At 56.6% G+C, this 11,451-nt stretch carries 10 protein-coding genes; 6 read left to right on the forward strand and 4 right to left on the reverse strand.

What is annotated here, in order from left to right; translation table 11 throughout:
- The first annotated feature begins 242 nt into the window (after nt 1-242).
- Entirely contained in the window at nt 243-1,901 is a 1,659-nt protein-coding gene (locus IM284_RS01390; protein ID WP_041910643.1) for an ATP-dependent endonuclease, read from the forward strand.
- On the opposite strand, the gene IM284_RS01395 is transcribed toward IM284_RS01390, so the two are convergent.
- On the reverse strand, nt 1,898-2,854 hold the full coding sequence (locus tag IM284_RS01395; protein ID WP_047368198.1) for a VirK/YbjX family protein: 957 nt from the start codon (nt 2,852-2,854) through the stop codon (nt 1,898-1,900). The genes IM284_RS01390 and IM284_RS01395 overlap by 4 nt on opposite strands.
- A 159-nt stretch (nt 2,855-3,013) precedes the next feature.
- Between IM284_RS01395 and macA the strand changes: the two genes are divergently transcribed.
- Together macA and macB are read left to right on the forward strand one after the other, a co-directional pair.
- Complete coding sequence (gene macA, locus IM284_RS01400; RefSeq protein ID WP_041910641.1) at nt 3,014-4,129, forward strand: macrolide transporter subunit MacA; 1,116 nt, start codon at nt 3,014-3,016, stop codon at nt 4,127-4,129.
- Nucleotides 4,126-6,066, forward strand: a complete 1,941-nt coding sequence (macB, locus tag IM284_RS01405) for a macrolide ABC transporter ATP-binding protein/permease MacB (RefSeq protein WP_047368199.1) — start codon at nt 4,126-4,128, stop codon at nt 6,064-6,066. Before macA ends, macB begins: the two co-directional genes overlap by 4 nt.
- Nucleotides 6,067-6,136: 70 nt before the next feature.
- Here the strand turns inward: macB and cspD are convergent, their stop codons facing one another.
- The gene (cspD, locus tag IM284_RS01410; RefSeq protein WP_006809408.1) at nt 6,137-6,358 is read right to left on the reverse strand and encodes a cold shock-like protein CspD; all 222 of its coding nucleotides are present in this window, start codon (nt 6,356-6,358) and stop codon (nt 6,137-6,139) included.
- A gap of 267 nt (nt 6,359-6,625) precedes the next feature.
- Between cspD and clpS the strand changes: the two genes are divergently transcribed.
- The 3 genes from clpS (at nt 6,626) to IM284_RS01425 (ending at nt 10,135) form a co-directional block, all read left to right on the forward strand.
- Complete coding sequence (gene clpS, locus IM284_RS01415; protein WP_006174393.1) at nt 6,626-6,946, forward strand: ATP-dependent Clp protease adapter ClpS; 321 nt, start codon at nt 6,626-6,628, stop codon at nt 6,944-6,946.
- A gap of 27 nt (nt 6,947-6,973) precedes the next feature.
- Complete coding sequence (gene clpA / locus IM284_RS01420; protein ID WP_047368200.1) at nt 6,974-9,253, forward strand: ATP-dependent Clp protease ATP-binding subunit ClpA; 2,280 nt, start codon at nt 6,974-6,976, stop codon at nt 9,251-9,253.
- Nucleotides 9,254-9,673: 420 nt separating this feature from the next.
- Nucleotides 9,674-10,135 carry a hypothetical protein gene (locus IM284_RS01425; protein ID WP_370552112.1) on the forward strand — a complete coding sequence of 154 codons (462 nt, stop codon included), beginning with the start codon at nt 9,674-9,676 and terminating at the stop codon, nt 10,133-10,135.
- 70 nt (nt 10,136-10,205) lie between these two features.
- On the opposite strand, the gene infA is transcribed toward IM284_RS01425, so the two are convergent.
- Both infA and aat read right to left on the reverse strand, forming a co-directional pair.
- Entirely contained in the window at nt 10,206-10,424 is a 219-nt protein-coding gene (gene infA / locus IM284_RS01430) for a translation initiation factor IF-1 (protein WP_002211347.1), read from the reverse strand.
- Between the two features lie 284 nt (nt 10,425-10,708).
- Complete coding sequence (gene aat, locus IM284_RS01435; protein WP_041910636.1) at nt 10,709-11,413, reverse strand: leucyl/phenylalanyl-tRNA--protein transferase; 705 nt, start codon at nt 11,411-11,413, stop codon at nt 10,709-10,711.
- Nucleotides 11,414-11,451: the final 38 nt, after the last annotated feature.

Here is an 11,451-nt window from a genome sequence, read left to right on the forward strand (position 1 = left end):
CGCCATAAAGGGATGACGACTCAAAGAGCCCGTATTTTAAAAACCAACAACATCCCTTCGCCACTTAAATAAATTCGGTTAATTTGATTTAAGGCAATGTGATGTCAATCCTTGTTCAAATCAGCGGTAAATAGAGCATAGTTCAAATCTCGCAAGGGTGAATGTTCTGCTGTCGTGCCAGGGTTCCTGCCGCTATACTGCTGATAACTTAAAGGAAAAAGTGATCATTTCGCGGGGGATTTATGCTTCTCGAACGTGTGGAAATTGTCGGGTTTCGCGGTATTAACCGCCTGTCGCTGCAGCTGGAGCAGAACAACGTCCTGATCGGCGAGAACGCGTGGGGTAAGTCCAGCCTGCTTGATGCGCTGACGCTGCTGCTTTCACCCGAAGACAAGCTGTATCACTTCGTCCACGATGATTTCTGGTTCCCGCCCGGCGATATCGCGGGCCGCGAGAAGCACCTGCATATCATCCTGACGTTCCGTGAATCTGAACCCGGCCGTCACCGCGTGCGTCGCTTCCGCCCGCTGTCGCCCTGCTGGGTGCCCTGCGACGACGGTTTCCACCGGATTTTCTATCGGCTGGAAGGTGAAATGGCGGAAAACGAGGGGGTACTGACCCTGCGTGAATTCCTCGATGAGAAAGCCAACCCGATTCCGCTGGAGAATATCGACGATCTGGCGCGTCACCTTATCCGCCTGACGCCGGTGTTACGCCTGCGCGATGCGCGCTTTATGCGCCGTATTCGTAACGGCACCGTACCGAATATGCCGGAAGTGGAAGTCACCGCCCGCGAGCTGGATTTCCTGGCGCGAGAGCTGGTGTCGCGTCCGCAAAACCTCACCGATGGTCAAATTCGTCAGGGGCTGTCGGCGATGGTGCAACTGCTGGAGCACTATTTTTCCGAGCAGGGCACCTCGGAGTCGCGCCATCGTTTGATGCGCCGCCGTTCTCATGATGAACAGCGCAGCTGGCGCTATCTCGACATCATCAACCGGATGATCGACCGGCCCGGCGGGCGTACTCATCGGGTGATTTTGCTGGGGCTGTTTTCAACGCTTCTGCAGGCGAAGGGCACCGTGCGTCTTGACCGGGATGCCCGCCCGCTGCTGCTGGTGGAAGATCCGGAAACGCGCCTGCACCCCATCATGCTCTCCGTAGCGTGGCACCTGCTGAATCTGCTGCCGCTCCAGCGGATTACCACCACCAACTCCGGTGAGCTGCTATCGCTGACGCCGGTGGAGCACATCTGCCGTCTGGTGCGCGAGTCCTCCCGCGTATCCGCATACCGCCTCGGGCCCGGCGGGATGAACGCCGAAGACGGGCGGCGAATCGCGTTTCATATACGCTTTAATCGCGCCTCGTCGCTCTTCGCCCGCTGCTGGCTGCTGGTGGAGGGGGAAACGGAGACCTGGGTCATCAACGAACTGGCGCGCCAGTGCGGCCACCATTTTGATGCCGAAGGTATTAAGGTGATCGAATTTGCCCAGTCGGGATTAAAACCGCTGATAAAATTTGCCCGCCGAATGGGAATTGAATGGCATGTGCTGGTGGACGGCGACGAAGCGGGGAAAAAATATGCCTCAACCGTGCGCAGCCTGCTGAACAACGAGCGGGAAGAAGAACGGGACCATTTAACGATGCTGCCCGCGATGGACATGGAGCATTTTATGTACCGTCAGGGCTTTGACGACGTATTCCACCGCATTGCGATGGTGCCGGTCGACGTCCCGATGAACATGCGGCGCGTGATCGCCAAAGCTATTCACCGTTCGTCGAAACCGGACTTAGCCATTGAAGTGGCGACGGAAGCGGGAAGGCGGGGCGTAGAGGCGGTTCCGACCCTGCTGCGGAAAATGTTCTCCCGCGTGCTGTGGCTGGCACGCGGAAGGGCGGATTAACGTTCGGTCGCCTGTTTCACCTGCTGAATCAGGCTATCCAGCAGCGCGTAGCGGCGACGGTATTCGGCGCGTTTTTTGCTCGCGATCTCTTCTACGGGTTTACGCGGCATGGCAAGCGGCAGCATAAAGTGGCCGCTCTCCTGTTTTTCCCCACCGAGGGAACTCCAGAAGCCGTCGTAATCGGCCAGCAGTTTTCCCTCTTTTTTCTTGCGGTAGCGCCAGCTGCGATAAATATGGGTGGCATTACTGACGGCAACAATCTGCACGACCGGGAATGCGGCGCCGAACGTCATGGCGGCTTCAACCAGCAGGCGTTTCGGGAACAGACCGTGGCAGGCCTTCGTCGCTTTCTGGATCAGCTCATGGGGAACATGCGCTTTCGCGCCCTGCAAACCGCCGATGAACAGCGTCGATTTACCTTCAAACTGGCAGAGCGTAAAGGTTAGCTCCGCCAGCACCGTATTCTGAACGTCGCAGAAGGTGAGGGTGGCCTCTCCCTCTTTATCCAGGAACGCATCGGCACACAGGCGGACGGTAAATTGCTGTTCATCTTTCCCGGTTAAGGTCAGCAGCGTAGTCCCCTGTGTCGAAAGATAGCCCTTCAGGAGCGTGGCCGGGAGCTGGCGGCTCATGGCCTGATAGTGCCAGTTCAGGGATTCCAGCGCGTGCTGGCGATCCATCTTCACCGTCAGCCAGGGACGATGAAGCCGACACGGCAGACCGGGCTGCACCTGCAGCATCTGCATCAGACGCGGCTGCTTAGCGAGGTTTGTTAACAGGCGAGAGGTGCTCACGGGCGTCGCCAGAGAACGCAGCATGAACTTACGGCGATAGGCGGGGTTCTGCCATGCAAGGCCGGGCGCGATCTTGCCGAACGCCAGATTTTTGAAGAGCTGCCAGCCGGATGTCGGCTGCGTCAGGTTTGGAAGAGGTGTATCGACGATAGAAGACATGATAAATCCTGAGTCTTTTGGAATACCGCTATTTCAGCAGGGGAAATATCAACGTCTTGTAAACAAATTAGGGTGATTTCGGAGAACAGGGGTTTCGTTAAGGAGTCGTTTAGATAGAATCAACGTTTATTATTGCCAGAACATTTATTTGGAATATTTATGAACCTCAAGGGAAAACGCAGAACGCTGTTTCTGCTGCTGGCGCTGGTGATTGTAGCCGGTGGATTCTGGTTATGGCAGGTGCTTAACGCGCCTGTGCCGCAGTACCAGACGCTGATCGTTCGTCCGGGTGAACTGCAGCAAAATGTCCTTGCGACGGGCAAACTTGATGCGCTGCGCAAAGTTGACGTCGGCGCTCAGGTCAGCGGCCAGCTGAAAACGCTGTCGGTAGAGATTGGCGACAAGGTGAAAAAAGGCCAGCTGCTTGGCGTTATCGATCCCGAGCAGGCTGAGAACCAGATCCGCGAAGTGGAAGCGACGCTGATGGAGCTGCGCGCGCAGCGTGCGCAGGCGCAGGCAGAGCGTAACCTGGCGCAGGTAACGCTGACCCGCCAGCAGGCGCTGGCGAAAACCCAGGCTATCTCGAAACAGGATTTAGACACCGCCGCGACTGAACTGGCGGTGAAACAGGCGCAGATTGGCACGATCGACGCGCAAATCAAGCGTAATCAGGCCTCGCTGGATACGGCGAAAACCAATCTTGATTACACAAAGATCGTTGCGCCGATGGCCGGGGAAGTGACGCAAATTACCACGCTGCAGGGCCAGACGGTGATTGCCGCCCAGCAGGCGCCAAACATTCTGACGCTGGCGGACATGAGCACCATGCTGGTGAAGGCCCAGGTCTCCGAGGCGGACGTGATCCATCTTAAGCCGGGACAGAATGCCTGGTTTACCGTACTCGGCGATCCCCAGACCCGCTACGAGGGCGTGCTGAAAGACATTCTGCCGACGCCGGAAAAGGTTAACGACGCCATTTTCTACTATGCGCGTTTTGAAGTGCCAAACCCGAAGGGCGTGCTGCGCCTGGACATGACCGCGCAGGTGCACATCCAGCTGACCGGCGTGAAGAACGTGCTGACCGTTCCGCTCTCCGCGCTGGGTGAATCCGCCGGGGACAATCGCTACAAGGTGAAAGTGCTGCGCAACGGTGAAACGCGCGAGCGCGAGGTGGTGATTGGCGCGCGCAACGACACCGACGTGGTGGTGGAGAAAGGGCTGGAAGAGGGCGAGGAGGTTGTTGTCAGCGAAAGCCTGCCCGGAGCCGCTAAATGACCGCGCTACTTGAGCTGAACGACATTCGCCGCAGCTATCCGTCCGGCGACGGCCCGGTGGAGGTGCTGAAAGGCATCTCCCTGAGCGTGGAGGCGGGCGAGATGGTGGCGATTGTCGGGGCATCGGGCTCCGGTAAATCGACGCTGATGAACATTCTCGGCTGTCTGGATAAACCCACCAGCGGTACGTACCGCGTGGCCGGGACGGACGTCTCGACGCTGGACGGCGACGCGCTGGCGAAGCTGCGCCGGGAACACTTTGGCTTTATCTTCCAGCGTTACCACTTGCTCTCTCACCTGAGCGCGGCGCAGAACGTGGAGGTTCCCGCGGTGTATGCGGGCGTTGAGCGGAAGAAACGCCTTGAGCGCGCGAAGGCGCTGTTAACGCGCCTGGGGCTGGCGGAGCGGGTGGAGTACCAGCCGTCGCAGCTGTCCGGCGGCCAGCAGCAGCGCGTGAGTATTGCCCGCGCCCTGATGAACGGCGGGCAGGTGATCCTCGCGGATGAACCGACCGGGGCGCTCGACAGCCACTCCGGCGAAGAGGTGATGGCGATCCTGCACCAGCTGCGCGATCAGGGCCACACGGTGATTATCGTGACCCACGATCCGCAGGTGGCAAAGCAGGCCGAACGCATTATAGAGATCCACGACGGCGAGCTGGTGAGCAACCCGCCGCCGCGTGAGTCCCGCGCGGCGGCACCGAAGGAAGCGCTGCCTGCGTCAACCGGCTGGGCGCAGTTCTCCAGCGGCTTTCGTGAAGCGCTGACCATGGCCTGGCTGGCGATGGCGGCCAACAAAATGCGCACCCTGCTGACCATGCTCGGCATCATTATCGGTATTGCCTCGGTGGTGTCGATTGTGGTGGTGGGCGACGCGGCCAAGCAGCTGGTGCTGGCGGATATCCGCGCCATCGGGACCAACACCATTGACGTCTATCCCGGCAAAGACTTCGGCGACGACGAGCCGCAGTATCAGCAGGCGCTCAAGTATGACGATCTGGCGGCGATTCAGAAGCAGCCGTGGGTGAACTCCGCCACGCCTGCGGTCTCGCAAAACCTGCGTCTGCGCTACGGCAACATCGACGTGGCGGCCAGCGCCAACGGCGTGAGCGGCGACTACTTCAACGTCTACGGCATGACCTTCAGCGAAGGCGCCACCTTCAACGCCGAGCAGCTGGCGGGGAGGGCGCAGGTGGTGGTGCTGGACGCCAACTCGCGCAGGCAGCTTTTCCCCAATAAAGCGAATGTGGTGGGCGAAGTGATCCTCGTCGGCAACATGCCTGCCACGGTCATTGGCGTGGCGGAAGAGAAGCAGTCGATGTTCGGCAGCAGCAAGATCCTGCGCGTCTGGCTGCCGTATACCACCATCTCCGGGCGGATTATGGGCCAGTCGTGGCTTAACTCCATCACCGTGCGCGTGAAGGAGGGCTATGACAGCGCGCTGGCGGAACAGCAGCTGGAACGGCTGTTAACGTTGCGCCACGGGAAGAAGGATTTCTTCACCTGGAATATGGACGGCCTCTTGAAAACGGCGGAAAAGACCACACGTACTCTTCAGCTGTTCCTGACGCTGGTGGCGGTGATCTCGCTGGTCGTTGGCGGTATCGGGGTGATGAATATCATGCTGGTGTCGGTAACTGAACGCACCCGGGAGATTGGCATCCGCATGGCGGTCGGGGCCAGGGCCAGCGACGTGCTTCAGCAGTTTTTAATTGAAGCGGTGCTGGTATGCCTGGTGGGCGGCGCGATGGGCATTGCGCTCTCGATGATGATTGCCTTTGCGCTCCAGCTCTTTTTACCCGGCTGGGAGATTGGCTTCTCGCCGATGGCGATACTCACCGCGTTTTTGTGTTCCACCTTTACCGGGATTTTGTTTGGCTGGCTGCCTGCGCGCAACGCGGCGCGGCTGGATCCGGTGGACGCGCTGGCTCGGGAATAACCCGAAAATAAAAATGCCAGCCGATCGGGCTGGCATTTTGACTGCGTGATGTACACAATAAAACAGAGAGCTATGCAACCGTTTCTGCTTCAACGGGTACGATTAGGCTTGCATGATTGCCTTTTGGTCCCTGGTGTACATCGAACCGGACGGACTGCCCGGCTTTGAGCGTCCTGTAACCATCCATCTGAATGGTGGAATAGTGAGCGAAGATATCTTCGCCGCCGCCTTCGGGGCAGATGAAGCCAAACCCCTTGGCGTTGTTGAACCACTTAACAGTACCCATTTCCATGCTTCGACATCCTTCGTAAATCTTATAAATTAAGATGGAATGAACCGGTGGTGGAGTGGGGGCTGTTCAAAACCTCGCCATCTCACGCTTGTACAATTTAGATAAACGAAAGACGTCGTCAAGCGTTTGGCGCTGGAGTTGGGACAATAATCAACCAAAGTTTGAAGCAGTTAACGCTATTGCAACAGTTTGTGACAGACATCGCGGATGACAGTAATAGATGATTGTTATCTAACATCTGAGGTAGATTCAAAGTGGTTATGCAAAATGGGTAAGACCAACGACTGGCTGGATTTTGACCAGCTGGCGGAAGATAAAGTGCGCGACGCGCTAAAACCGCCATCTATGTATAAAGTTATGTTAATGAACGATGATTACACGCCGATGGAATTTGTTATTGACGTGCTACAAAAGTTCTTTTCTTATGATGTAGAACGTGCAACGCAACTGATGCTTACCGTTCATTATCGTGGCAAAGCTATCTGCGGCATTTTTACCGCCGAGGTGGCGGAAACCAAAGTGGCGATGGTGAACGACTATGCGAGGGAGAACGAGCATCCGTTGCTGTGTACGCTGGAAAAGGCCTGATAAGGCATAAAATTGGGGGAGGTGCCTATGCTCAATCAAGAACTGGAACTCAGTTTAAACATGGCTTTCGCCAGAGCGCGTGAGCACCGACATGAGTTTATGACCGTCGAGCATTTACTGCTCGCACTGCTTAGCAACCCATCTGCCCGCGAAGCGCTGGAAGCCTGCTCCGTGGATCTGGTGGCGCTACGTCAGGAACTCGAAGCCTTCATCGAACAAACCACACCGGTGCTGCCAGCCAGTGAAGAAGAGCGCGACACGCAGCCGACGCTCAGCTTCCAGCGCGTGTTGCAGCGCGCGGTTTTCCACGTCCAGTCTTCCGGACGTAGTGAAGTGACTGGCGCAAACGTCTTAGTCGCCATCTTCAGCGAGCAGGAGTCACAGGCTGCCTACCTGCTGCGCAAACACGAAGTCAGCCGCCTTGACGTGGTTAACTTTATTTCTCACGGAACGCGCAAAGACGAGCCTAACCAGGCATCGGATTCCAGCAATCAGGTCAATAACAATGAAGAGCAAGCAGGCGGGGAGGATCGTATGGAAAACTTCACCACCAACCTTAATCAGCTTGCTCGCGTTGGCGGCATCGACCCGCTGATTGGCCGCGATAAAGAGCTGGAGCGCGCGATTCAGGTGCTGTGCCGTCGCCGCAAGAACAATCCGCTGCTGGTGGGCGAGTCAGGCGTGGGTAAAACGGCGATTGCCGAAGGTCTTGCCTGGCGCATTGTGCAGGGCGACGTGCCGGAAGTGATTGCCGACTGCACCATCTACTCGCTGGATATTGGCTCGCTGCTGGCGGGCACTAAATACCGCGGTGATTTTGAAAAACGCTTCAAAGCGCTGTTGAAACAGCTGGAGCAGGACACCAACAGCATCCTGTTTATCGATGAGATCCACACCATCATCGGCGCAGGTGCGGCTTCCGGTGGCCAGGTGGATGCGGCAAACCTGATCAAACCGCTGCTTTCAAGCGGCAAGATCCGCGTGATGGGCTCCACGACGTACCAGGAGTTCAGCAACATTTTTGAGAAAGATCGCGCGCTGGCGCGTCGTTTCCAGAAAATCGACGTCACCGAGCCGTCGGTTGACGAAACGGTGCAGATCATCAACGGCCTGAAAACCAAGTACGAAGCGCACCACGACGTGCGTTACACCGCGAAAGCGGTGCGTGCGGCGGTGGAGCTGGCGGTGAAATACATCAACGACCGTCACCTGCCGGATAAGGCGATTGACGTGATTGATGAGGCCGGGGCGCGTGCGCGCCTGATGCCGGCCAGCAAGCGTAAGAAAACCGTGAACGTGGCGGATATCGAGTCCGTGGTCGCCCGCATCGCGCGTATTCCTGAGAAGAGCGTTTCTCAGAGCGATCGCGATACGCTGCGCACCCTCGGCAATCGCCTGAAAATGCTGGTCTTTGGTCAGGATAAAGCCATTGAGGCCTTAACCGAAGCGATCAAGATGGCCCGTGCCGGCCTGGGGCATGACCACAAGCCCGTTGGTTCCTTCCTGTTTGCCGGTCCGACCGGCGTGGGGAAAACCGAGGTGACGGTTCAGCTCTCCAAAGCGCTGGGCATTGAGCTGCTGCGCTTTGATATGTCCGAGTATATGGAGCGTCACACCGTCAGCCGTTTGATTGGTGCACCTCCGGGCTACGTGGGCTTTGACCAGGGCGGCCTGCTCACTGACGCGGTGATCAAGCATCCGCACGCGGTCCTGCTGCTCGATGAAATCGAGAAAGCGCACCCGGACGTGTTCAACATCCTGTTGCAGGTGATGGACAACGGGACGCTGACCGATAACAACGGGCGCAAGGCGGACTTCCGCAACGTGGTGCTGGTGATGACCACTAACGCCGGGGTACGTGAAACCGAGCGCAAATCCATCGGCCTGATCCACCAGGATAACAGCACCGATGCGATTGAGGAGATCAAGAAGATCTTCACGCCGGAGTTCCGTAACCGTCTGGACAACATTATCTGGTTCGATCACCTGTCTACCGAGGTGATCCATCAGGTGGTGGACAAGTTCATCGTCGAGCTGCAGGTTCAGCTGGATCAGAAAGGCGTCTCGCTGGAAGTGAGCCAGGAGGCCCGCAACTGGCTGGCCGAGAAAGGCTACGACCGCGCGATGGGGGCCCGTCCGATGGCGCGCGTGATTCAGGACAACCTGAAGAAACCGCTGGCGAACGAGCTTCTGTTTGGCTCGCTGGTGGACGGCGGTCAGGTGACCGTGGCGCTGGATCAGGCGAAGAACGAGCTGACGTACGATTTCCAGAGTGCGGCGAAGCACAAGCCGGAAGCGGCTCACTGAGTTGAAAGGTAAAAGCAAAACGGCAACTTCGGTTGCCGTTTTTTTTGTTTTCTCCCTCTCCCTGTGGGAGAGGGCTGGGGTGAGGGCTTCAGGCCACAGAGGAATTTTGCGAGGCGCTTTCCAGTTTCTTTCGAAGTTAGTTGCTGGATAAATCCACAGTAATAAAATGGCGGCGCACCTGCAAAATCAGGTGCCGGGATTGGCGTCCTGATTACACACATATGGAAAGATGTTGCTCAACGCAACGTCACTGGTTTCGTTCATTCTTTTTTTAGCTGCGGTATAATCCGTATCTTCAAATATGGTGGGCTGAACCGGGGCTTCTTTTGAAGCGCCGATTTTCCATATGGTCGGTACGCCAAACCGGTTCAGTCTGCCACCTGAAGTTGGCGTTTCTGGTGGTAGTTTTCAGCTCTTAATATGGAAATTATGAATATGGAAAACCAGTCTATCTCCCAACTCTACACCGAACTCTCTCTCAACCCCGATCTCCCAACCCTTGCAGAGCGCTGCAAACTGCTCACCGAGATCTTGCTGGATTGCAAATCACTTCCGCAAACGCAGCCCGTTTGCCGTTGTCTCGGAGCCTACCTGGAAGAGGTGAAATCCGGCCTCACAGAATCAATGCGTGATTTTCAGGTGGTGGAATTTGAGGAAGAAGCGGAACAACCGCGACAAAAAGAGTGGTTGCTTGAAGATACAGAAACGAAATGTGACTACTGCCGGGCGTTGAATCATGTGCTGCTGGTGTCGCATTTGGACCGTGATATGCTGCCGCACCTGACGGGATTACTTCATGACATGGCTCATTCTATGGCGGGGGATTTAATCGCTCCTGTACAACCATGGATGACAATACATCTTCCGAAGCAGCAACACTAACGCCATAAATAAAAAAGGCCGGGATTAACCCGACCTTTTATATATTCATCTGCCATTACAGGCGAAAAAATTAGCGACTACGGAAGACAATGCGGCCTTTGCTCAGGTCGTACGGGGTCAGTTCAACAGTCACTTTGTCGCCCGTCAAAATGCGGATGTAGTTTTTGCGCATTTTACCGGAGATGTGCGCAGTTACCACGTGACCGTTTTCCAGCTCTACGCGAAACATGGTATTAGGCAACGTATCAAGTACGGTACCCTGCATTTCAATATTGTCTTCTTTGGCCATCTAATCCTCTGGGGTATCACTACCAAGTTTTGAACCGGCAAGATAATGCCGAAATTCATCAATTAAGTAAAGAATTGCGCGATTAAAACGCAGCAAAACAGTTTCGGCGCATTGCCCAAGCGTCACGGTACAACCGAACAGGAAGCGCATTCGTAAAGGGGAGACGACAGGATAAACGTCAGGACGTTATCTGAAGCGAGGGTCCCAAACGGCGGCGGGGCAACAGGCAGAAGCTACTCTGCGGCATAATTATAACACCCTCACAAAAAATATGCGGAAAACATTTAAGCATTGGGCATAAAGAGCGTTCTGGGGATCCAGAAGTCGCGCGGGAGCTTCTCCTGACGGCAGGCGTCCAGATGCTCGATATACTGTCGTCGCGGGATGTCAACTGCACCGAGAGAGGCCGTGTGCTCGTTGAGCACCTGACAATCGATCAGGCGTCCGCCGCGCTGGGCAAAGGCCTCGCAGAAGACCAGCAGCGCGGTTTTCGAGGCGTTAACCGCACGGGAGAACATCGATTCGCCGCAAAACAGCGTCCCTTGCGCCACGCCGTACATGCCGCCAACCAGTTCCCCCTTTTCCCAAACCTCAATGGAGTGGGCGTAGCCAAGCTCATGGAGCTGGTGGTAGGCGTTGACGATATCGCGGGTGATCCAAGTCCCTTCATGGCGATCTTCGGCACAGCCTTCGATCACCTGCCCAAAGGCGTGATTCAGCGTGACGCGATATGGGGATTTAGCATGGAAACGCTTCATGCTGCGGCTCAGATGGAACTGCGCTGGCCACAGCACGGCGCGCGGGTCGGGAGACCACCATAAAATCGGGTCGCCGGGAGAAAACCACGGGAAGATGCCGCGCTGGTAGGCCATTAATAGCCGCGCAGGGCTAAGGTCACCGCCAAGGGCCAGCAGCCCGTTGGGCTCACGCAGCGCTCCCTCCGGCGAAGGAAACGCGATGTTATGACGAGAAAGCTGGACCAGGCGCATGACAGCAAAACTCCAGTACGCGAGTGAGGACGCTACAA

This window comes from Enterobacter cloacae complex sp. P12RS, from assembly GCF_014895875.1.
Taxonomy (GTDB): domain Bacteria; phylum Pseudomonadota; class Gammaproteobacteria; order Enterobacterales; family Enterobacteriaceae; genus Enterobacter; species Enterobacter bugandensis.